19 protein-coding genes and 2 pseudogenes are annotated in these 20,842 nt (G+C 72.2%); 18 read left to right on the forward strand and 3 right to left on the reverse strand.

Annotated features, from left to right (window positions below; translation table 11 throughout):
• Nucleotides 1–22: 22 nt before the first annotated feature.
• Nucleotides 23–1,216: an acyl-CoA dehydrogenase family protein gene (locus IRX98_RS07710; RefSeq protein WP_224275494.1), complete on the forward strand. Its 1,194-nt coding sequence runs from the start codon at nucleotides 23–25 to the stop codon at nucleotides 1,214–1,216.
• Here IRX98_RS07710 and IRX98_RS07715 read toward each other — a convergent pair.
• Complete coding sequence (locus tag IRX98_RS07715) at nucleotides 1,201–2,400, reverse strand: ROK family transcriptional regulator (protein WP_224275497.1); 1,200 nt, start codon at nucleotides 2,398–2,400, stop codon at nucleotides 1,201–1,203. The genes IRX98_RS07710 and IRX98_RS07715 overlap by 16 nt on opposite strands.
• 95 nt (nucleotides 2,401–2,495) lie before the next feature.
• Between IRX98_RS07715 and IRX98_RS07720 the strand changes: the two genes are divergently transcribed.
• The 9 genes from IRX98_RS07720 (at nucleotide 2,496) to IRX98_RS07760 (ending at nucleotide 12,440) form a co-directional block, all read left to right on the forward strand.
• Nucleotides 2,496–4,010, forward strand: coding sequence for a sugar ABC transporter ATP-binding protein (locus IRX98_RS07720; protein WP_224275499.1), 1,515 nt, complete (start codon nucleotides 2,496–2,498; stop codon nucleotides 4,008–4,010).
• The gene (locus IRX98_RS07725; protein ID WP_224275503.1) at nucleotides 4,007–5,050 is read left to right on the forward strand and encodes an ABC transporter permease; all 1,044 of its coding nucleotides are present in this window, start codon (nucleotides 4,007–4,009) and stop codon (nucleotides 5,048–5,050) included. The genes IRX98_RS07720 and IRX98_RS07725 overlap by 4 nt, the downstream gene beginning before the upstream one ends.
• The gene (locus IRX98_RS07730; protein WP_224275507.1) at nucleotides 5,047–6,159 is read left to right on the forward strand and encodes an ABC transporter permease; all 1,113 of its coding nucleotides are present in this window, start codon (nucleotides 5,047–5,049) and stop codon (nucleotides 6,157–6,159) included. The genes IRX98_RS07725 and IRX98_RS07730 overlap by 4 nt, the downstream gene beginning before the upstream one ends.
• Nucleotides 6,159–7,409 (forward strand): substrate-binding domain-containing protein, encoded by a 1,251-nt coding sequence (locus IRX98_RS07735; RefSeq protein WP_224275509.1) that lies wholly within the window; start codon nucleotides 6,159–6,161, stop codon nucleotides 7,407–7,409. Before IRX98_RS07730 ends, IRX98_RS07735 begins: the two co-directional genes overlap by 1 nt.
• Before the next feature lie 93 nt (nucleotides 7,410–7,502).
• Nucleotides 7,503–8,369 carry a sugar phosphate isomerase/epimerase family protein gene (locus IRX98_RS07740; RefSeq protein WP_224275513.1) on the forward strand — a complete coding sequence of 289 codons (867 nt, stop codon included), beginning with the start codon at nucleotides 7,503–7,505 and terminating at the stop codon, nucleotides 8,367–8,369.
• Nucleotides 8,366–9,511: a Gfo/Idh/MocA family protein gene (locus tag IRX98_RS07745; RefSeq protein WP_224275516.1), complete on the forward strand. Its 1,146-nt coding sequence runs from the start codon at nucleotides 8,366–8,368 to the stop codon at nucleotides 9,509–9,511. The genes IRX98_RS07740 and IRX98_RS07745 overlap by 4 nt, the downstream gene beginning before the upstream one ends.
• Nucleotides 9,511–10,521, forward strand: coding sequence for a sugar phosphate isomerase/epimerase family protein (locus IRX98_RS07750; protein WP_224275519.1), 1,011 nt, complete (start codon nucleotides 9,511–9,513; stop codon nucleotides 10,519–10,521). The genes IRX98_RS07745 and IRX98_RS07750 overlap by 1 nt, the downstream gene beginning before the upstream one ends.
• A gap of 11 nt (nucleotides 10,522–10,532) precedes the next feature.
• Nucleotides 10,533–11,351 carry a DUF1707 SHOCT-like domain-containing protein gene (locus IRX98_RS07755; RefSeq protein WP_224275522.1) on the forward strand — a complete coding sequence of 273 codons (819 nt, stop codon included), beginning with the start codon at nucleotides 10,533–10,535 and terminating at the stop codon, nucleotides 11,349–11,351.
• Nucleotides 11,352–11,408: 57 nt separating this feature from the next.
• On the forward strand, nucleotides 11,409–12,440 hold the full coding sequence (locus tag IRX98_RS07760; protein WP_224275526.1) for a MaoC family dehydratase: 1,032 nt from the start codon (nucleotides 11,409–11,411) through the stop codon (nucleotides 12,438–12,440).
• A 2-nt stretch (nucleotides 12,441–12,442) separates the two neighbouring features.
• On the opposite strand, the gene IRX98_RS07765 is transcribed toward IRX98_RS07760, so the two are convergent.
• Nucleotides 12,443–13,513, reverse strand: a complete 1,071-nt coding sequence (locus tag IRX98_RS07765) for a hypothetical protein (protein WP_224275528.1) — start codon at nucleotides 13,511–13,513, stop codon at nucleotides 12,443–12,445.
• Between the two features lie 137 nt (nucleotides 13,514–13,650).
• On the opposite strand from IRX98_RS07765, the pseudogene IRX98_RS23725 reads away from it, so the two are divergent.
• The 3 genes and pseudogenes from IRX98_RS23725 to IRX98_RS07775 all read left to right on the forward strand — a co-directional run.
• Nucleotides 13,651–13,881 (forward strand): annotated as a pseudogene (locus IRX98_RS23725) (SAM-dependent methyltransferase); the annotation flags it as partial.
• Between the two features lie 16 nt (nucleotides 13,882–13,897).
• Nucleotides 13,898–14,377: pseudogene (locus IRX98_RS07770) on the forward strand (methyltransferase domain-containing protein); the annotation flags it as partial.
• 80 nt (nucleotides 14,378–14,457) lie between these two features.
• The gene (locus tag IRX98_RS07775; RefSeq protein WP_224275530.1) at nucleotides 14,458–14,643 is read left to right on the forward strand and encodes a DUF5302 domain-containing protein; all 186 of its coding nucleotides are present in this window, start codon (nucleotides 14,458–14,460) and stop codon (nucleotides 14,641–14,643) included.
• Nucleotides 14,644–14,659: 16 nt separating this feature from the next.
• Here the strand turns inward: IRX98_RS07775 and IRX98_RS07780 are convergent, their stop codons facing one another.
• Nucleotides 14,660–15,853, reverse strand: coding sequence for an MFS transporter (locus tag IRX98_RS07780; protein ID WP_224275533.1), 1,194 nt, complete (start codon nucleotides 15,851–15,853; stop codon nucleotides 14,660–14,662).
• A gap of 49 nt (nucleotides 15,854–15,902) precedes the next feature.
• On the opposite strand from IRX98_RS07780, the gene IRX98_RS07785 reads away from it, so the two are divergent.
• The 5 genes from IRX98_RS07785 (at nucleotide 15,903) to IRX98_RS07810 (ending at nucleotide 20,816) form a co-directional block, all read left to right on the forward strand.
• A complete protein-coding gene (locus IRX98_RS07785) occupies nucleotides 15,903–16,469 on the forward strand; it encodes a histidine phosphatase family protein (protein ID WP_224275536.1) in 567 nt (188 codons plus the stop codon).
• Nucleotides 16,470–16,476: 7 nt separating this feature from the next.
• Entirely contained in the window at nucleotides 16,477–17,940 is a 1,464-nt protein-coding gene (locus tag IRX98_RS23385; RefSeq protein ID WP_308044412.1) for a PHP domain-containing protein, read from the forward strand.
• A 95-nt stretch (nucleotides 17,941–18,035) separates the two neighbouring features.
• Nucleotides 18,036–18,839, forward strand: a complete 804-nt coding sequence (locus IRX98_RS07800; protein ID WP_224275541.1) for a DNA/RNA non-specific endonuclease — start codon at nucleotides 18,036–18,038, stop codon at nucleotides 18,837–18,839.
• 120 nt (nucleotides 18,840–18,959) lie between these two features.
• Entirely contained in the window at nucleotides 18,960–20,390 is a 1,431-nt protein-coding gene (locus tag IRX98_RS07805; protein WP_224275544.1) for an HNH endonuclease signature motif containing protein, read from the forward strand.
• A gap of 144 nt (nucleotides 20,391–20,534) precedes the next feature.
• Entirely contained in the window at nucleotides 20,535–20,816 is a 282-nt protein-coding gene (locus IRX98_RS07810; RefSeq protein WP_224275548.1) for an immunity protein CdiI family protein, read from the forward strand.
• Nucleotides 20,817–20,842: the final 26 nt, after the last annotated feature.

A 20,842-nucleotide genomic window follows, 5' to 3' on the forward strand; every position in this document is an offset into this window, starting at 1 on the left:
CGACCGCACAGGAGCCCACGCCATGCCTCGTCTCTGCCAGACCGAAGGTCTCACCGAGGACCAGACCGAGATCCTCAAGGCCGTGCGGCAGTTCGTGGACGAGAAGATCATCCCGGTGGCCAACGAGCTCGAGCACAAGGACGAGTACCCCACCGAGATCGTCGAGGGGCTCAAGGAGCTCGGCATCTTCGGCCTGATGATCCCCGAGGAGTACGACGGCCTCGGCGAGTCGCTGCTGACCTACGCGCTGTGCGTGGAGGAGATCGCCCGCGGCTGGATGAGCGTCTCGGGCGTGATCAACACCCACTTCATCGTGGCCTACATGCTCATGCACCACGGCACCGAGGAGCAGAAGCAGAAGTACCTGCCCCGCATGGCCACCGGCGAGGTGCGCGGCGCCTTCTCCATGTCCGAGCCCGGCCTCGGGTCCGACGTGTCGGCGATCTCGACCAAGGCCGTGCGTGACGGTGACGACTACGTCATCAACGGCCAGAAGATGTGGCTGACCAACGGCGGGTCGTCGACCCTGATCGCGGTGCTGACCAAGACCGACGAGGGTGCCGAGACGCCGTACAAGAACATGACGACCTTCCTGGTGGAGAAGGAGCCCGGCTTCGGCGAGACCGCACCCGGCCTCACCATCCCGGGCAAGATCGACAAGATGGGCTACAAGGGCGTCGACACGACCGAGGCCATCTTCGAGAACCACCGCATCTCCGCCGACCAGGTCCTGGGCGGGGAGCCCGGCAAGGGCTTCTACCAGATGATGGACGGCGTCGAGGTCGGTCGCGTCAACGTCGCGGCCCGGGCCTGCGGCATCGCCAACCGTGCCTTCGAGCTCGGTGTGGCCTACTCGCAGCAGCGCGAGACGTTCGGCAAGCCGATCGCCGAGCACCAGGCCGTGCTGTTCCGCCTCGCCGAGATGGCGACCAAGGTCGAGACCGCCCACACCATGATGGTGAAGGCGGCGCGGATGAAGGACTCCGGCCAGCGCATGGACGTCGAGGCGGGCATGGCGAAGATGCTGGCCTCGGAGTACTGCAACGAGGTCGTCGAGGCGTCCTTCCGGATCCACGGTGGCTACGGCTACTCCAAGGAGTACGAGATCGAGCGGCTCTACCGCGAGTCGGCCTTCATGCTGATCGGCGAGGGCACCTCCGACATCCAGAAGATGATCATCGGGCGCAGCCTGCTCAAGGACTACAAGCTGCGCTGACCGGCTGCCTCGAGCGCCGCGTCGGCGATGGCGAGGGCCTCGCTCGCCGCCTCGACGGCGTCGGGGGAGAGCACGTGCTCGATCGCGAGCGCCGAGGCTCCCAGCACGGCCGCCTCGCCGCCCGCGCGTGAGGTGACGATGCGCAGGTGCTCGGTGGCCAGCGGCAGCGAGCGCTGGTAGACCGACTCCCGGATCCCGGCCAGCAGGTGCTCGCCGGCACCGGCGACCTGCCCGCCGATCACCACCACCGACGGGTTGATCAGGTTCACCATGGTGGCGACGACCTCGCCGATGTCGCGCCCGGCCTGCCGCACGACGGCCATGGCCGGCCGGCTGCCGGCGCGGACCAGGTCGACCACGTCGCCGCCGGTCTCGGCGGCCACGCCCTCGGCGCGCACCGCTGCGGCGAGGGCCGGACCGGCCGCGACGGCCTCCAGGCAGCCCGAGTTGCCGCAGCGGCACAGGACGTCGTCGGCGCCCGGGACCCGGACGTGCCCGAGGTCCCCCGCGGTGCCCTGCGCGCCGCGCTGGAGCACACCACCGGACACGATGCCGGCGCCGATGCCGGTCGCGACCTTGATGAGCACCAGGTCGTCGACGTCGCGCAGGTGCAGGCGGCGCTCGCCCAGCGCCATGATGTTGACGTCGTTGTCGACGAGCACCGGCACCGGATAGCTCTGCTGCAGGCGGCCGGGGACGTCGAAGCGGTCCCAGCCGGGCATGATCGGCGGGTTGATCGGACGCCCCGTGGAGTGCTCGACGGGGCCCGGCAGGCCGATCCCGATGGCGGCGAGGTGCTCGATCGGGCGTCCGCTCGCGGCGATGAGGTCGCGCACCGACTCCACCACCCAGGAGAGCACGACCTCCGGGCCCTCCGCGACGGCCAGGCTCGCATCCACCTCGCCCAGGATCGAGCCGTTGAGGTCGGTCAGCGCGGCCCGGGCGTGGGTCGCGCCGACGTCGACCCCGACGACGAGTCGCGCGGTCGGGTTGAGCGCGAAGAGGGCGGGCGGCCGGCCGCCCGTCGACCGGGCGCCGCCAAACGGCGCGACGAGCCCGAGGCGCATCAGGACGTCGATCCGGGCGGTGATGGTGGAGCGGGCGAGGCCGGTGGCCTCGGCGAGCTGCGCGCGGGTCCACGGCCGTCCGTCGCGGAGGAGGTCGAAGAGCTCGCCGGTGCGCACCGCCGGAGTCAAGCACATCGGCGACTTTCCACGCTAGGCATGAGACTTTTGAAAGGTGCTCGACAAAAGCCCGTGACGCATGCCACAGTTGCCGCGTGCCCGACACCCCTGCACTCGTCGCCACGGCGATGACCAAGAGCTTCTTCGGCAACACCGTGCTCGCCGACGTGGACCTGACGCTGCACGCCGGTCAGGTCCACGGACTCGTGGGCGAGAACGGCGCCGGCAAGTCGACGCTGATGAAGATGCTGGCCGGCGTGCACACGCCCGACCGGGGCGAGATCGTGGTCGGCGGCGAGCAGGTCTCCTTCGGCCACCCCGTGCAGGCCCAGCGCGCCGGCGTCTCCACGGTGTTCCAGGAGTTCAACCTGCTCCTCGAGCGCACGATCGCGGAGAACATCTGGCTCGGTCGCGAGCCCCGCCGCTTCGGGGCCGTGGGCCCGGTCGACACCGCCCGGATGCGGCGCGACACCGACGAGCTGCTCGCCGGGCTCGGCGTGTCCGGACTCCGTGCCGGCACCCTCGTCCGCAGCCTCTCGGTCGCCGAGCAGCAGGTGGTGGAGATCGCGAAGGCGGTGAGCTTCGACGCGCGGGTGATCCAGATGGACGAGCCGACCGCCGCGCTCGCCGACCACGAGGTCGAGCTGCTCTACTCGATCATCCGGCGCCTGACCGACCGGGGCGTGGCGATCCTCTACGTCTCCCACCGGCTCAAGGAGGTCTTCGAGCTCTGCGAGACGATCACCGTCCTCAAGGACGGCCGGCACGTCGCCACGAAGCCGGCCTCGGAGCTCTCCGAGGGCGAGCTCGTCCGGCTGATGGTGGGGCGGTCGCTGACGACGTACTTCCCCGACAAGCCGGACGACGTCGAGGTCGGTGACGTACGCCTGGCGCTGAGCGGGGTCGGCAACGGCTACGTCGACGACGTGACGCTCGAGGTCCGGGCGGGGGAGATCGTCGGTCTCGCCGGCCTGCAGGGCTCGGGCCGCACCGAGCTCCTCGAGACCGTCTTCGGCGTCCACCCGGTCGCCCGCGGCAGCCTCAGCCTGGACGGCGCCCCGCTGCGGGTGACCAGCCCGCGCCAAGGCGTACGCGCCCGGCTGGCCTTCATCACCGAGGACCGCAAGGCCAAGGGGCTCGCGCTCAACCAGTCCATCCTCGACAACGCGCTCGGCGTGGTGCGCTCGGTGTTCCCGCGGCGCACCGGCGAGGCCCGTCGCGAGATGCCGGGCGTGCTGTCGAACCTCGACGTCGCCGCGCACAGCCTCGGCCAGGAGGTGCAGTTCCTCTCCGGCGGCAACCAGCAGAAGGTCGTGCTCGCCCGCTGGCTGAGCATCGACCCGCTGGTGGTGCTGATGGACGAGCCCACCCGGGGCATCGACGTGGGCGCCAAGCACCGCGTCTACGAGCTCATGCGCGAGCTGACCCGGCAGGGCGTGGCCGTGCTGATGGTCTCCAGCGAGCTCCCCGAGGTGATCGGGATGTCCGACCGGATCCTGGTGATGCGCGACGGCACGCTCGCGGGCGAGCTGCCTGCCGGGTCGAGCGAGGAGGCCGTGCTCGCCATGGCCACCGGCGCAACGGGCGTGGACGAGGGGGACGCGGCATGACGCGCGCGACCCGGCTGGACTCCACGGCCCTCATCTACCTGGTGCTGGTCGCCGTCGTGGCCGTCTCCGCCGTGCTCACTGGCGTGGAGGGCCGCAACTTCTTCAGCCAGGGCAACGTGTGGGCGGTCCTGACCGCGATGAGCGTGCTCGGCCTGATCGCGATCGGCCAGACCCTGGTGATCCTGGTCGGGAGCCTCGACCTGTCGGTGCCCTACGTCGTCAGCCTCGCGACCGTGATCGCGGCGGGCGGCATGAAGGGCCTCGACGGCAACATCCCGGCAGCGGTCGTCAACACCCTGGCGCTGTGCGCCGTGATCGGCCTGGTGATGGGGCTGCTGGTCAGCCTGCTGCACGTGCACGGCTTCATCGCCAGCCTGGGCATCGGCCTGGTCGTGAGCGGCTACCTCGGCACCAACTACCAGGGCAGCCACGGCGCCGCCGCCCCCGACCTGAGGCTGCTCGGCCGCAGCGGCATCGCGGGGTGGATCCCCACGGCCTTCGTCATCCTGCTGGTCTGTGCCGTCCTCGTGACCCTCATGCTCCGCCACACCCGACTGGGCCACCACGTCTACGCCATCGGCGGCAACCGCGACGTCGCCCGGATGTCGGGCGTGCGGACCGCGCTCCCGGTGGTCGCCGCCCACGTGCTCTGCTCGGTGCTGGCCGGCGTGGCCGCGCTGCTCCTGCTCTCCCGCACGGGCGTCGGCTCCCCGACGATCGGGTCGCAGGGACGCTACGACCTGCTCTCCATCGCCGCCGTCGTCCTGGGCGGCACCCTGCTCGCCGGCGGCAAGGGCAGCGTCGTGGGCACCATCGGCGGCGTCGCGATCTTCGCGGTCCTCGACAACGTCATGGGCGTGATGCAGGTCAACCCGTTCCTCAAGGACTTCGTCCGCGGGCTGGTGATCGTGCTGGCGGTCGCCGTCTACGCCCGCCGCAGCGTCGTACGCCGTCCTCCGCGCTTCGGCGCCTCGCGACCAGCCGTCCTCGACGTCGTGACCGGTCCGTCCCGCGCGGGCCGGAAGGGGGAGTCGGCATGAGCGCGACGACCGCCCAGGGCCGGCCCGGCCGCACGCTCCCGCTGACCGATGGCTCGCTGCCCCGGCGCCTGGTGCGCGGGGCCGTCACGCCCGGCGGGGCGGTCTTCATCCTGGCCGCGATCCTCTTCGTCGCGGTCCTCTCGGCCAACCCGTCCTTCGGCGAGCCGCCGCAGCTGATCCGGTTCATCGGCCGGACCGCGCCGATCGCCATCGCGGCCATGGGCCAGTACTACGTGATCGTCTCCGGCGAGTTCGACCTCTCCATGGGCGCGGTCATCGCCACCCAGGTCGTCATCGCGGGCAACTACATCGGCGACGACGAGGGACGGGTGCTCCCGGCACTCGTGCTGATGCTGGTCATCGGCGCCCTGGTGGGGCTGGTCAACGGCCTCGGCACGACGCTGCTGCGGGTGCCGAGCTTCATCGTCACCCTCGGCACGATGCTGGCCCTCGGCGGGCTCGTCCGCTTCCTGACCGGCGGGGCGGCGACCGGCAACCCGGTCGACTCGTTCCGCGAGATCGGTCGGGGCGGCATCCAGGACGTGCCCGTGGTCGAGGTGCTGCCCTATCCCGTGATCGTCCTGGTGCTGGTCATGGTCGGCGGTGTGTGGCTGATGCGCTCGCCGTTCGGCCGGACCATCATCGCGACGGGCGACAACCCGGACGCCGCCGCGCTGGCCGGCGCGCACGTGTGGTGGGTCAAGACCCGCGCCTTCATGCTCTCCTCGCTCTCGGCCACGGTCGCCGGCATCCTGCTGGTCGGCTACGCCGGCGTGCATCCCTCGGTCGGGGCCGGCTACGAGTTCCAGGCGATCACCGCCGTCGTCCTCGGCGGGGTCGTGCTCGGCGGTGGACGCGGCTGGATCCTGTCCGCCGCGGCCGGCGCCTTCGCGCTCGAGCTGCTGTTCTCGTTCCTCAACTTCCAGGAGATCGAATCGACCTGGAGGCCGACCGTGCAGGGCGTGATCATCATCCTCGCCGTCGCTGCCGCCGGCCGCGCCTGGTCCCTGGGCCGGCGCCCCTCGAAGAGCTCACCACCCGCACCACCCGCTGCATCCGCACCATCACCCACCACTGCCCGCCCGGGCACAGAAACAGGAGAAATCTGATGCGCAGAAGGATTCACCGCGCGCCGATGGCCGTGGCCTCGGCACTGCTGCTCGGGGTGTTCGCCACGTCCTGCAGCACCGAGGACCCCACGGACTCCACCTCGGGGACCGACGAGAGCTCGGAGTCCTCCGAGTCCCCGGACGCCTCGGAGGAGAGCCCGGCCGACGACCAGGAGTGGTTCGACCAGGCCGTCTACGACGAGCAGTTCGAGCAGCGCTCTGCGACCTTCGAGGGCGACCCCGAGACCCCGTGGCTGCAGTACATCGACGGTGAGATGACCGACACCGCCGAGTACGCGTCGGACCAGGCGGGCAAGGCGTGCTTCGCCAACGCCTCGATCTCCAACCCCTGGCGCCAGACCGGCTGGATCACCATGAACCAGCAGCTCGAGGCGCTCGTGGACAAGGGCGTCATCTCCGAGATGGAGACCCGCGACGCCGGCGACGACGACAACACCCAGATCGCCGACATCGACTACTTCATCTCCGAGGGCAACTGCGACGCCTTCATCATCTCGCCCAACTCCACCGCGGCCATGACCGATGCGGTCGAGCGTGCGTGCGAGACCGGCAAGCCCGTCGTGGTCTTCGACCGCGGCGTGGAGACCGACTGCGCCACCACCTTCATCCACCCGATCGGTGGCTTCGCGTGGGGCATCGACACCGCCGAGTTCCTCATCGACAACCTCGAGGAGGGCGACAAGGTCGTCGCGCTGCGCATCCTGCCCGGTGTCGACGTCCTCGAGCAGCGCTGGGCCGCAGCCGAGAAGCTCTTCGACGAGAACGGGATCGAGGCGGTCGACTTCTTCACCGGCGCCGACCCGACCGAGATCAAGACCTTCATCACCGACGAGCTCAACAAGGGCGAGGTCCACGGTGTGTGGATGGACGCCGGCGACGGTGCCGTCGCCGCGATCGAGGCCTTCGAGGACTTCGGTGCCGACCTGCCGGTCATGACCGGCGAGGACGAGATGAGCTTCCTGCGCAAGTGGGAGGACACCGGACTGACCGGCCTGGCTCCCGTCTACAGCAACTTCCAGTGGCGCACCCCGCTCCTGGCGCTGGAGAAGATCTGGGCCGGCGAGGAGGTCCCGAAGGAGTGGGTCCTGCCGCAGGTCCCGATCACCGAGGACGAGCGCGGTGACTTCCTGGAGGCCAACGACGGGATGCCTGACGGCCACTACGCGAAGTTCGGCGGGGAGGACCTGCCGGGCTACCCGGAGGTCTGGCAGGAGCGCCAGATCCCCTGATCCGGCACCGCTGAGCAGCGCCCTCCGTACGTCGGTGGGTCGGGTCCCGAGCCCGGCCCACCGACACCCCCTGACTGAAAGGACCGTGACCCGATGCGCGAGATCGGCGTGAACACGTGGGTCTGGACCTCACCGCTCACCGACGCGGACGTCGCGGACCTGCTCCGCCGCGTCGCCGCGATGGGCTTCGACGCCGTCGAGCTGCCGCTGGAGAACGCCGGCGACCTCACCGCACCTGTGGTCGCCGACGCGCTCGCCGCGACCGGCCTGAGGCCGTACGTCGTGGGCGCGATGGCGCCGGGCCGCGACCTCGTGGACCCGGCGTGCGTGCCGGCCACGCAGGACTACCTGCGCGCCTGCATCGACCTCGCCGCCGCGATCGGCGCGCGGTCGGTGTGCGGACCGTTCTACGCCGCCACCGGACGGGTGTGGCGGATGGACGCGGGGGAGCGGCAGGCGGCGTACGACGCCGTGCGCACCCACCTCGCACCCGTCGTCGCGCACGCCGTCGACCGCGGCGTACGCCTGGGCATCGAGCCGCTCAACCGCTACGAGACCTCCCTGGTCAACACCGTCGACCAGGCCCTGACCGCCCTCGGCCCGCTGCTCGGCGAGGGCCTCGGCCTGGCGCTGGACACCTACCACCTCAACATCGAGGAGCGCTCGAGCGCCGACGCCGTGCGCGCCGCCGGGCAGCACCTCGTCCACGTCCAGGTCTGCGGCAGCGACCGCGGGGCCCCGGGCGGGGACCAGACCGACTGGCCGGCGCTCCTCGCCGCGCTCGACGAGGTGGGCTACGGCGGCCCGCTCGTCATCGAGAGCTTCACCGCCGACAACGCCTCCATCGCCACCGCCGCCTCCATCTGGCGGCCGCTGGCCACCACCCAGGACGACCTGGCCCGCGACGGCCTCGCATTCCTGCGCTCCCTCCCCGCACCGGTCCACCAGGAGACCCCATGAGCACCCCACCTCCCGCCCTCGGCGTCGCCGTCATCGGCTACGCCTTCATGGGCAAGGCGCACTCCCACGCCTGGCGCAACGCCGCGGCACTGCGCCCCGGCGCCCCCGGCGTACGCCAGCAGGTGCTGGTCGGACGTGACGCGGACGCCGTCGCGGCGGCCGCCGACCAGTACGGCTGGGCCGAGTCGGCCACCGACTGGCGCTCGGTGCTCGAGCGCGACGACATCGACGTCGTGGACGTCTGCGTCCCGGGACACCTCCACGCCGAGGTCGCGATCGCCGCGCTCGAGGCCGGCAAGCACGTGATCGCCGAGAAACCGCTCGCCAACACGATGGCCGAGGCCGAGAAGATGGTCGCGACCGCCCGTGCCGCACGCGAGCGCGGCGTCCACTCGATGGTGGGCTTCAACTACCGCCGGGTGCCGGCCCTCGCGCTCGCGCGGCAGCACGTGGCCGCCGGCCGCATCGGCGACGTGCGCCAGGTGCGCATCGCCTACCTCCAGGACTGGCTCGCCGACGCGTCAGCGCCCATGACGTGGCGGCTGCGCCGCGAGACCGCCGGGTCGGGCGCGCTCGGAGACCTGGCCTCCCACGCGGTCGACCAGGTGCGGTTCCTGCTCGGCCAGGAGGTCACCGGTGTCAACGCGGTGACCCGCACCTTCGTGCCGCAGCGTGCGGGCGCGGACGGGGTCGAGGACGTGACCGTCGACGACGCCGCCTGGACCACCATGCGCACCGACGGTGGCGCCGTGGTCAGCCTGGAGGTCACCCGGATGGCCACCGCCCGCAAGAACGCCCTCGGCATCGAGGTCTACGGCAGCGACGGCGCGCTGCGCTTCGACCTCGAGTCGCTCAACCACCTCGACGTGTGCCTCGACGGCGCCGACAGCTTCTCCCGCGTGCTCGTCACCGAGCCGGACCACCCCTATGTCGACGGCTGGTGGCCACCGGGACATGTGCTGGGATGGGACGCCACGTTCACCAACCAGGCCGCCGACCTCCTCGCCGCGCTCGCCGCGGGGCAGGACCCGACGCCGTCGTTCGAGGACGGGCTCGCCGTGCAGCGGGTGCTGGCCGCGATCGAGGCCAGCGCCGAGCGCGACGGCGATCATGTCCGTGTGGACCGAGGAGTGGAGATCTGATGGGACGACCGTTCACGCTGTTCACCGGCCAGTGGGCCGACCTGCCGCTGGAGGAGGTCGCGCGCCTCGCCGCCTCGTGGGGCTACGACGGCCTCGAGGTCGCGGTGTCCGGCGACCACCTCGACGCGTGGCGCTGGGACGACGACGACTACGTCGCCTCGCGCCTGGCGATCCTCGAGGAGCACGGCCTCCAGCTGCACGCGATCTCCAACCACCTCACCGGTCAGGCGATCTGCGACGACCCGATCGACTTCCGCCACCAGGCGATCGTGCGCGAGCGCGTGTGGGGCGACGGCGACCCCGAGGGGGTGCGCCAGCGCGCCGCGGAGGAGATGAAGCTGACCGCCCGGCTCGCGCAGAAGCTCGGCGTGAAGACCGTCGTCGGCTTCACCGGGTCCTCGATCTGGCAGTACGTCGCGATGTTCCCGCCCGTGCCGGCCGAGCGCATCGAGGCCGGCTACCAGGACTTCGCCGACCGGTGGAACCCGATCCTCGACGTCTTCGACGAGTGCGGCGTGCGGTTCGCCCACGAGGTGCACCCGTCCGAGATCGCCTACGACTACTGGACCACCCGCCGCGCACTGGACGCCGTCGACAACCGCCCGGCCTTCGGCATCAACTGGGACCCCAGCCACATGCTCTGGCAGGGCATCGACCCGGTCGCCTTCATCACCGACTTCGCCGACCGGATCTACCACGTGGACTGCAAGGACACCCGGATGCGGATGGGCGGCGGCCGCAACGGGATCCTCTCCTCGCACCTGCCCTGGGACGACCCGCGCCGCGGCTGGACCTTCGTGTCCACCGGGCACGGCGACATCCCGTGGGAGGACTGCTTCCGCACGCTCACCGCGATCGGCTACGACGGCCCGATCTCGGTCGAGTGGGAGGACGCCGGCATGGACCGGCTGCGGGGTGCTCCGGAGGCGCTGGCGCACCTGCGCTCCCTCGACTTCGACCCGCCGGCGCAGTCCTTCGACGCCGCCTTCAGCAAGCAGTCGGAGGCCTAGACTCACCTCCCATGCGGGGGTTCGGGGTCAAGGACGCGGAGCGCGAGCGGTTCGTCGCACTCATCGAGGCGGCGTACGCCGACGGCCAGATCGGCCAGGCCGACCGCGACCTGCGCCTGGACAGGGCCCGGGGAGCGGAGACCCGCGACGAGCTCGTCACCCTGACCCGCGACCTGCGCCCCGTCGCCGGAGCGCCCGCGGCGGCGCCGATGGCGCGCGTGCCGGTGCGAGGTCCGGGGCTGCGGGCACGCCACTCCGGGGGCGTGCTGGTGGGCCTCAGTCTGTTCCTGGTCGTCGTCGGGGGCGGCGTCGCGGGCCTGGTGGCGCTCTTCGCGCTCGCCGCGGGGCCCTCCTCCGAGACCACGTTCCGGGAGGACGTGACCGCCGCGCCGGCGACGACGATCGGGTTCGAGGTCACGCCCGGCCAGCTCCGTCGCTTCGTGGGGTCCTACGAGGAACGGTTCGGCACCACCCTCGCCCGAGAGGTCCGGGTCGAGCCCGACGGCGTCACCGTGCGGGTCCCGGTGCCGGGAGGGCGGTCGCGGTCGGAGGTGTGGTCCTACGACGGGAGCTGGCGCCAGGAGGCGGCCTCGACCCGCGACCCTGCGGCGATGGTCGACCTCGGCACGCTCGGCTCCAGCGGCCTTGCGGCCAATGTCGACGCGACGCGCTCCCTGCTGGGGCCGCGCGGTCGGCTGGTGCAGGCGCTCCTGGCCGACCGCGGAGCCGGTCCCCGCATCACCATCCTCGTCCGCTCGCCCTCGGGCGCGACGGCCCGGCTGGTCACCACGTTGCAGGGCGAGGTCCTGGACGGCCCGACGCGGTCGTGACGCATCCCACGTGACTGCGGCCGCCCGGACGGCGGCCGCTGCGGCACGATGTGCGGCATGAAGACGAACGCCGGCAACTTCTTCGAGGACTTCACGCTCGGGCAGGTCATCGAGCACGCCACCCCGCGCACGATCACCGAGGGTGACCGCGCGCTCTACGGCGCGATCTACCCGACCCGCTTCGCGGTGCCGTCCTCGGCGGAGTTCGCCGCCTCGGTCGGCCTCTCGCCGCACCCCGTCGAGGAGCTGGTGGGCTTTCACGTCGCCTTCGGCAAGACCGTCGCCGACGTCTCGCTCAACGCGGTCGCCAACCTCGGCTACGCGGAGTGCCGCTTCCACCTGCCCGTCGTGCCGGGCGACACGCTGCGCACCCGGTCGGAGGTCATCGGCCTCAAGGAGAACTCCAACGGTCGCACGGGCGTGGTCTGGGTGCGCTCGACCGCGACCAACCAGCGCGGCGAGGTCGTCCTCGACTGGGCGCGCTGGGTGATGGTGCACAAGCGCTCTGCGGAGTCCCCGGCCCCCGAGACCGTGGTGCCCACGCTCGCCGACGCCGTCGCTCCCGGCGACCTGGTGGTGCCCGCCGGCCTCGACTTCTCGGCGTACGACGCCGCGGCGGCCGGATCGCCGCACCGGCTCGGCGACTACGAGGTGGGGGAGCGGATCGACCACGTCGACGGCGTGACCCTCACGGATGCCGAGCACATGATGGCCACGCGCCTGTGGCAGAACACCGCGAAGGTGCACTTCAACACCGACGCCCGTCCCGACGGCCGCCGCCTCGTCTACGGCGGCCACGTCATCTCGCTGGCCCGCGCGCTCTCCTTCAACGGCCTCGCCAACGCCCAGCTCGTCGCCGCGATCAACGCGGGCGCCCACGTCGCACCGGCCTTCGCCGCCGACACCGTCCACGCGTGGTCGGAGGTGCTGGACGTCGCCGAGCTCGCCGCGCCCGGCGTCGGCGCGCTGCGGCTGCGCCTGGTGGCGACCCGTGGACGCGACGAGTCGATGACGCTGCGTGGTGAGGACGGGAAGTACGCCGACGGCGTGCTGCTCGACCTCGACTACTGGGCGCTCGTCCCGCGCTGAGGTCAGCTCCGCCGCAGGAGGTCCGCCGTGACGAGGTCGAGCGCCTCGTCGAGGGTCGCGGGCACGGTCGCGACGCCCAGGCGTGCGACCACGGTCGTGGCCGCGGCCAGCAGCTCGGCATCGGTCGCGTCGTCGGGCGTACGACCCGCGCGCGGGTCGGCGGGCAGCAGGTCGACGAGGTCGCCGACGACGTCGTACGCCCGTGCGCCCAGCTCGGCGACGGTGGCCTGCGAGCGCTCGAGGACCCAGGCGTGGTGCCGGGCGGGCAGCACGAACGACTCCCGCTCGGCGGAGCCGGCCAGCGCCTCCGGCACGAACGTGCCCTTGACGTGGCGGGTGAGCGCCGGTGAGCGGCGCGGGCGGGGGACGCGCTCGTTGACGCGCCGCAGCAGCTCGGCCTCCACGAGCCCGAGCGAGTCGTTCGGTCGGCGCGACTCGGTGTCGAGCCCCGTCACGTCGAGGCCCAGGACCGCGGCCGTGCGCGACCAGAGCTCGTCGCGCGGCGCGCCCGACGGGGGTACGACGGCGAGGTGGACGCGGTCGGACGGGAGGCCGGCGGACCAGCGGTCCGCGATGGCGGTCACGTCCTGGTAGCGCCAGAACTTCTGGTCGTCCTCGCCGCGCCGCACGGTGGCGAGGAAGCGGCGGTAGGGCTGGCGGGCGCCCATCTTCACGCGCTGCTGCCACGCCGAGGGCAGGACGCGGCCGAGGTCGCGTGCGGTGATCACGACGTGGACCTCGTCGGCCGCGGCGGCGAGGTCGGCCAGCGCCGCGGCAGCCGCGTCGGGTGGTGAGTCGGCGAAGTGCTCGTTGCTGAGGAGGACGTCGCCCGCCCATGATCCGGTCTCGTCGACGAGGCGCGGCCAGGTCGCGAGCTCGTGCTCGTCGAGCCGCTCGACGTGGGCGGTCATGCCCTTGACCAGCGCGGCGGCGGTGAAGTGCTCGCGACGACCGGTCCCCGGGAGCAGCAGCCCGCGCTCGCGCAGCTCGTCGCGGTGGCGCCACCAGAGGTCCTGGAGGTAGGTGGTGCCCGACTTGGCCGTGCCGACGTGGAGGAACACGCGCCGAGCCATGCCGGTGACCCTACTGGGTGCGGCAGACTCCCCCCGTGGCCTGGGATCGCGAGTTCTTCTACGACACCTACCCGCGCCTCGAGGAGGCCTTCGCGTCGCGCCTCGACGAGAGCCTCGCCCCGCGCGACCCCTCGATCATGCTGCAGGTGGTGCGCGAGCTCGACCTGCCGCCCGACAGCCGGGTGGTCGACGTCGGCTGCGGTGAAGGGGCCCACGCCTTCCGGCTGGCGACGCACTTCGGCCTGCGGGTCCTCGGCATCGACCCCGTGCAGCGCCACCTCGACCTGGCCCGCGCGGCCCGGCGCGACCTCGTGCCCGAGATCGCGTCGCGGGTCTCCTTCGAGCGCGGCACCGCGACGGCCCTCCCGACGCCCGACGCCCGACGCCTCGCTCGACCTGGTCTGGTGCCGCGACGTGATGGTCCACGTCGAGCACCCCGAGGACGCCTGGGCGGAGTTCGCCCGGGTGCTGCGTCCGGGCGGCCACGTCGTGTCCTACCAGGTGGTCGCGACCGACCTGCTTCCCCTCGACGAGGCCGACTGGCTCTTCGACGTGATGGGCGTGGTGCCCGCCAGTGCCGACGCGCGGGTCGTGGACGACGCGATCGCGCGCTCCGGCCTCGAGGTGGTCGACTCGATCGACCTGGCAGGGGAGTGGGGCGAGTGGTCGCAGGAGCAGGAGGGGGCGGGCGGCCGCGCGCTGCTGCACCTGGCGCGCCTGCTCCGCGAGCCCGAGCGCTACCGCGCCGAGTTCGGCGACGCGGCGTACGACGTGATGCTCGGCGACTGCCGGTGGCACGTGCACCGCATGTCGGGCGGTCTCGCAGGACGCCTCGACGTGCTCAGGCAGCCGCGCCGCGGTTAATCGCTCGACCCCTCTTGACGCCTTTGGCAGGGTGGGTGGTCCGACGCACGAGAGCCCTCACGTCAACCCAGGAGGACCCCATGGCCGACCAGGACCCCAACGCGGACATCAAGGCGAAGATGAGGGAGGCCCTCGAGCGCAAGAAGGGCCACGACCACCCCGACGACAGCGCAGCGGCGCGCGAGAAGGCCCACGGCTCGGAGGTCAACGACAAGAACGTCGCCAAGCCGATGCACCGCCGCAAGGCCGGCGGCGGCGGGGTCTGAGCCCCGGGTCTGAGCCTCACGTGCCGGCGGACGGCTCCGACACCACGTCGTCCGCCGGCGCGAAGGCGCGCGCCAGCCAGAAGAGCGCCACGACCAGCACCAGCGGCACGGCGAAGCCGACGCGCAGCGAGCCCGCGCCCACTGCGCCGGTCATGACCGCGCCCAGCAGCGCACCGGCGTAGTTGAACTGGTTGAACCGCGCCACCACCGCGTCCACCCGCGCGTGCCGCGTCGCCGGGTCGGCGTCCCGACCGGCGAGGGCCGCGGCGGCTGAGAAGCTCAGTGGCGCCACGACCGCGACCCCGCAGCCGAGCAGCGTGAAGCCGACCACGGCCACCGGCCACGACGGGGCCGCCACCACGAGTGCGAGCGCGACGAACGCGACCGCGGCGCCCGCGCGCAGCAGGCGTACGGCCCCCACCTGCTCGGTGAGCCGGTCGCCGACCAGGCGCACCAGCCCGCTCGCAACCAGGTAGGGGAGCGTGGCCAGGGCGACCAGGTCCTCCGGGGCGTCGAAGACGTCGTCGAGGTAGACCGGTCCCCACGTCGCCGCAGCGGTGTCCACCGTGTAGAAGACGACGAGCGCGAGCCCGATCATCACGATCGCGCGCCACGGCACGTCCGTCTCGGTCGAGGTGGCGGCCGTGCCGTGGTCGCGGGCGAGGTACGGCGCTGCGGTGGCCGCCAGCGGCAGCACCGCGACGGCTGCGACGGCCGACCAGGGTGCCCCGCTCGTCGCGAGAGTGAGCACGGCTGCGACGACGCCGCCGAGCGTCCACGCGCCGTGGCACGACGGCAGCACGACCCGGCCCATGCGGTGCTCGAGGGCGACCGCCTGCATGTTGCCGGTCGCGTCGACCAGCCCCAGCCCCACGCCGTACGCCGCCAGGGCGAGCACGAAGACGAGCGTGGTCGGCGCCAGCACGACCGCGGCCACCGAGCAGGCGATGACGAGCAGCCCCGCACGCAGCACGACGGCGCTGTCGAGGCGCGGGGCGAGCCGCTCGGCGACGAGCGACCCGGCGCCGGCGAGCAGCACCATCATCAGCAGCACCCCGGACAGCGCGAGCTCGCCGAGGTCCCAGCGGTCCTGGAAGCGCGGCAGCCGCGTGGTGAGGCTGATGAAGACCAGGCCCTGGGTGAAGAAGGCTGCCGCGATCGCCGCGCGGGCGCGCCGCAGGCCGGGGTCCGCGGGCGGCGACGCGCTCATGCCGAGCATCGTGGCAGGCCTCGCACCGCTCCGTGGCAGACTCGCGGGCATGTCTGCCCCTGCCCCTGAGCTCTGGCTGGTGCGCCACGGCGAGACCGAGTGGAGCCGCGACGGCAAGCACACCTCCACCACCGACCTGCCGCTGACCGAGGTCGGCGAGGCCGCCGCCTGCGAGCTGGCCCCGCGCCTGGCCGACGTGGAGTTCGACCTCGTGCTCACCAGCCCACGCCAGCGCGCCCGGCGTACGGCCGAGCTGGCGGGCTTCGCCGACGCCGAGCCCGACGAGGACCTCGTCGAGTGGGCCTACGGTGACTACGAGGGCATCACCACGCCCGAGATCCGCGAGACCGTGCCCGGCTGGACGGTGTGGACGCACCCGTCGCCGGGTGGCGAGAGCGCCGAGGAAGTGGCTGCCCGCCTGGACCGCGTCGTGGAGCGTGCCCGCGGCCAGCGCCGCACCCTCGTCTTCGCCCACGGCCACTCGCTGCGGGTGCTCACCGCCCGCTGGCTCGAGCAGTCCGCGACCGAGGGACGCTTCTTCCGCCTCGACGTCTCGACGATCTCGGTGCTGGGCTTCGAGCGGGAGACCCCCGTCCTGCTGAAGTGGAACAGCTGAGGCCGACGTGCGGATCGACCTCCACACCCACTCCGCGGCCAGCGACGGCACCGACACCCCCGGCGACCTGGTGCGCGCGGCCGCGGCGGCCGGGCTGGACGTCGTCGCGCTGACCGACCACGACGCGATGTCGGGCTGGGCGGAGGCAGGTCGCGCGGCCGAGGAGGTCGGCATCACGCTCGTGCCGGGCCTCGAGATCAGCACGCGGCTCGGCCACCGCGGCGTGCACCTGCTCGGCTACCTCCCCGACCCGACGTACCCGCCCCTCGTCGCAGCCCTCGACCGCATCCTCGCCGGCCGCACCGAGCGCACCCCTGCGATCGTCGCGGCCCTGCGCGGGCACGGCATCGACATCACCGAGGACGACGTACGCCGTGAGGCAGGCGGATCCGTCGCCGCCGGACGCCCCCACGTCGCCGACGCGCTGGTGCGGATGGGCGTCGCGCGCGACCGCACCCAGGCCTTCGACGACCTGCTCAACCCGGGCCGTCCGGGCTACGCCAACCGCTACGCCACGCCGCTGGAGGAGATGATCGGGCTCGTCGTCGCGGCCGGCGGCGTCACCGTGATCGCGCACCCCTGGGGCCGCAGCGGACGCTCGGTCCTCGACGACGCGGCGCTCGCACGGCTCAAGGACCTCGGCCTCGCCGGCATCGAGGTCGACCACCAGGACCACTCGCCGGCCGAGCGGGCCGAGTGCGCGGCATCGCCCGCGACCTCGACCTCGCCGTCACCGGCAGCAGCGACCACCACGGGCTCGGCAAGATCGACCACGACCTCGGCGTGCACACGACCGACCCGGAGCAGTACGAACGGCTGCTGTCGCTGGCTTCCTCGCAGGCCCCCTGAGGTCCGCGTGCTCGACCACGACGAGATCGTCCGCCTCTACGGGCCGTGGCTGGCGCGCACCCCGCAGGACGCCGTCGACCTGATGCAGGGCTACGACCGACCGTGGTGGATCGCCGGCGGCTGGGCCATCGAGGCGTACACCGGCATCGCGCGCCCGCACGACGACGTCGACCCGAGCATCCTGCGCTCCGATGCCCAGGCGCTGCGGGAGCACCTGTCGGGTCGCCTCGACGTCTGGCAGGCGGACTCGGGCACGCTCCGCCCGCTGGCGCCCGGGGAGGACCTGCTCTCCGATGAGTGCGAGAACCTCTGGTTGCGCCCGAGTGGTGCGCAGCCGTGGGAGTACGACGTCATCCTGATGCACGCCACGCAGACCACCTGGACCTTCAAGCGCGATGCCCGGGTCAGCCTGCCGCTGGCGGAGATCCTCTGGGAGCGGGACGGCATCACCTACCTGCGACCCGAGGTGCAGCTGCTGCACAAGGCGCGCGCGGTGCGGCCGAAGGACCAGGTGGACTTCGAGGTCTGCGCGCCGCTGCTCGCTCCCACCGCCCGGTCGTGGTTGCAGAGCTCGCTGGAGCTGGTGGATCCGGGGCACCGCTGGTTGGCCGCGCTCCGCTAGGTACCCGCTCGAAGAAGCCGCCGGGCTTGCGTCATGGGAAATCGCGGTCCGAACGCCCGGTTCTCATGACGTCCCGGTCGCGGGACACTCGTCCCATGGCCGACCTCGGGTACGACAGCGACTTCCTGCAGACCCCGCTCGCCCCACCCGGCACCGGTGAGGTCGCGGGCGGCGCACTCCTGGACTACACCCACTTCACCGTGCAGATGCACCCCACCCGCCGCCTGGCCTGGTGGGTGGCGTGGCACATCGACGGGCTCCGGCTCTTCCCCAGCGAGTCGATCAGCCGGTCCGGCGAGCGGTTCCGGGCCGACCCGCGCATCCCCGCGTCGGCGCAGACGCTGGACGAGGCGTACGCCGACAACCGGCTCGACCGCGGGCACGTGGCCCGTCGCTCAGACCTGCTGTGGGGCAGCCTGGAGGAGGCCCGGGCGGCGAACTCCGACTCCTTCTTCTTCACCAACATCACGCCCCAGATGGACGACTTCAACCAGTCCGGACGGGGTGGCGCCTGGGGTCTGCTCGAGAACGCCGTCCTCGCCCAGGACGGCCTCGAGGACCGGCGGCTGACGCTCTTCGCGGGCCCGGTGCTCCGCGAGGACGACCCGACCTATCGCGGCATCGTGCAGGTCCCCCGCGAGCACTGGAAGGTCGTCGTCTACAGGATGGACGGCGAGCTGAGGTGCAAGGCGTTCGTCCTGTCCCAGCGCCTCGTGCTGGCGCGCTGGGACGAGCAGGCCTTCCTCGACGACTTCGACACCTACCTCGTCCCGCTCGACATGCTCGAGGAGCGCACCGGCCTCGCCTTCGCCGACCTGTGGGCGGACGTCCCGGCCGCCGAGCTGCGCGAGCCGGGAGCGCCGGTGCTCGTGGAGGAGGTCGGTCAGGTGGCCTGTTAGCGGCTCAGCGGCGCTCCTCCAGGAGCTCATTGGAGCGGGTGCGACACCTGTTCGAAAATAGTTCTCCACAGATCTGATCTGGCAGGTCAGGGTGTCGGTGGCGTCTGGGACGATGGACGCATGTCCACCTCGACGCTCACCTCCGACACCCTGGTCGCCGACCGGGTGGCGCTGGATCGTGCGGCCGCGGCGATGAGCGCGAAGCGGCGGGTCGAGGTGGAGGTGCTGGAGGCGGCGCTGGCGTGGGCACACGCGCACGTGGTGGGGCCGGACGCGGAATCGGGCGAGGTTGCGGGCTGGCGCTCGGACACGATCCGTACGCCCGGGACTGCTGCGGCCTTGTTCGGTGAGCGAGCGCTGCCCCTCGCCGGGGAGGGGACGCCGCTGGTGGCGGAGTTCTGCGTGATGGAGCTCGCGGCCGTGTTGGACGTGTCCCACGAGGCGACGTTGGCATTGCTGGGTGACGTGCTCGACCTGGCCCACCGCCTCCCGCGGCTGTGCGCGCTGGTGCGTGCGCTGCGGGTCCCCGTGCACCTGGCCCGTCTGGCCGCGAGCGAGTCCCGCGACCTCACCTTGAGTGCGGCAGAGCATGCGGACCGGTTGCTGGCCTGGCAGCCGCGTCGGTTGAACCCGCACCGGGTCGGGGTGCTGGTCCACGAGGCCCGGTTGTACGCCGACCCCGACCGTGCGATCGCCGACCACGACGCCGCGATGGACGCTCGGAAGGTCGAGGTGCACCACGAGGAGGGCGCACCAGGCACCTCCGCGGTGTTCATGACCCTCGACACCGCGGACGCGGTCGCGTTCGACCACACGGTGTCGACGATGGCCGCGACGATGCGGTCGCTGGGCCACGAGGGTGAGGCGGGTGTGCGGCGGGCGCACGCTGTCGGGGTGCTCGCGGACCCGCAGAAGGCCCTTGACCTGCTGGCCGCAGCTGATTTCAGTGACCCGGAACGAGGTCTCGACCCGGAGTCCGATCCGGCGGTCTGCATCGCCGATGACGTCGCCCACGGCTCGGCCGACCCGTTCCGCACGTCCTCGGGCAGTGAGGGCGAGGCGGTGCTGGTCTTCCACGTCACGGACCGCGACCTCCTTGACGACAGGCACGGCGTCGCCCACTCACCCACGCTGGGACCGATGCTGGCCGGTCGCCTGAGGTCGTGGCTGCTGTGTGCAGGGCAGGTGACCGTCAAGCCGGTCGTGGACCTCGACCCCGCGGCGCATCCGCCGGTCGACGCCCATGACCCGCCGGCCCGGATGGCCGAGATGGTCCGGTTGCGGGACGAGACGTGTGTCTACCCGCGGTGCGGGCGCCCCTCAGTCCGCTGCGACCTCGACCACACCGAGGAGTACGTCCCGATGGACGAGGGTGGTCCGCCGGGGCAGACCCGACCGGCGAACCTCGCGCCCCTGTGCCGCAGGCACCACCGCGCCAAGACCTTCGGCGACTTCTCCTACCGTCACCTGGACGACGGGTCCTACGAGTGGACCCTTCCCTCCGGCGCCACGATCAGGAGCGACCCACCCGGGCATTGCCCGAGACCCTGACCGCCCCACAGCCCGATCATTCGCGTGGTGATCGGGCTGCAAGCGCGCACCCGGCCGGTTCCTGGCCGACTCAGAACGACCTTCTCCGCTGTTCGATCGCGGCAGATGAGTGCGCTTCACGTCGAAGATGGTCAGACTGCCTCGGTGACCGTCCTGGAGTTCTGGCCCGACTACGGCCCCGGCCCGGTGTGGACCGAGGAGGGCGTGCCCGTCGACCTCGGTCGGCTAGGGGTGCACCCTGACCTCGTTGCCGAGGTGGCGGCCTGGAACAGCGCCTATAGCGAGGACAAGGTGCCGCTGGACTCGGTCGGCGACACCGCATGGCTCCGAGAGGGCAAGCGCCTGCTCGGTGAGATCCGCTCCGCGCTGGGGGCGGCGTACCGCGTTGTGGTCACCGAGCCGTGGTGGGGCGAGGAGCCGACCTGAGGCATGACCGCGCATGTACCAGATCC

The sequence above is a fragment of the Nocardioides lacusdianchii genome, assembly GCF_020102855.1.
In the GTDB taxonomy this organism is placed as follows: Bacteria; Actinomycetota; Actinomycetes; order Propionibacteriales; family Nocardioidaceae; genus Nocardioides; species Nocardioides lacusdianchii.

Bases quoted from the DNA above. Each gene is read 5' to 3' on its own strand.
- IRX98_RS07710 (WP_224275494.1), top strand. From the start codon at position 23: ATGCCTCGTCTCTGCCAGACCGAAGGTCTCACCGAGGACCAGACCGAG.
- IRX98_RS07725 (WP_224275503.1), top strand. From the start codon at position 4,007: ATGACGCGCGCGACCCGGCTGGACTCCACGGCCCTCATCTACCTGGTG.
- IRX98_RS07730 (WP_224275507.1), top strand. From the start codon at position 5,047: ATGAGCGCGACGACCGCCCAGGGCCGGCCCGGCCGCACGCTCCCGCTG.
- IRX98_RS07735 (WP_224275509.1), top strand. From the start codon at position 6,159: ATGCGCAGAAGGATTCACCGCGCGCCGATGGCCGTGGCCTCGGCACTG.
- IRX98_RS07740 (WP_224275513.1), top strand. From the start codon at position 7,503: ATGCGCGAGATCGGCGTGAACACGTGGGTCTGGACCTCACCGCTCACC.
- IRX98_RS07745 (WP_224275516.1), top strand. From the start codon at position 8,366: ATGAGCACCCCACCTCCCGCCCTCGGCGTCGCCGTCATCGGCTACGCC.
- IRX98_RS07750 (WP_224275519.1), top strand. From the start codon at position 9,511: ATGGGACGACCGTTCACGCTGTTCACCGGCCAGTGGGCCGACCTGCCG.
- IRX98_RS07755 (WP_224275522.1), top strand. From the start codon at position 10,533: ATGCGGGGGTTCGGGGTCAAGGACGCGGAGCGCGAGCGGTTCGTCGCA.
- IRX98_RS07760 (WP_224275526.1), top strand. From the start codon at position 11,409: ATGAAGACGAACGCCGGCAACTTCTTCGAGGACTTCACGCTCGGGCAG.
- IRX98_RS07765 (WP_224275528.1), bottom strand. From the start codon at position 13,513: ATGGCTCGGCGCGTGTTCCTCCACGTCGGCACGGCCAAGTCGGGCACC.
- IRX98_RS07775 (WP_224275530.1), top strand. From the start codon at position 14,458: ATGGCCGACCAGGACCCCAACGCGGACATCAAGGCGAAGATGAGGGAG.
- IRX98_RS07780 (WP_224275533.1), bottom strand. From the start codon at position 15,853: ATGAGCGCGTCGCCGCCCGCGGACCCCGGCCTGCGGCGCGCCCGCGCG.
- IRX98_RS07785 (WP_224275536.1), top strand. From the start codon at position 15,903: ATGTCTGCCCCTGCCCCTGAGCTCTGGCTGGTGCGCCACGGCGAGACC.
- IRX98_RS07800 (WP_224275541.1), top strand. From the start codon at position 18,036: ATGGCCGACCTCGGGTACGACAGCGACTTCCTGCAGACCCCGCTCGCC.
- IRX98_RS07805 (WP_224275544.1), top strand. From the start codon at position 18,960: ATGTCCACCTCGACGCTCACCTCCGACACCCTGGTCGCCGACCGGGTG.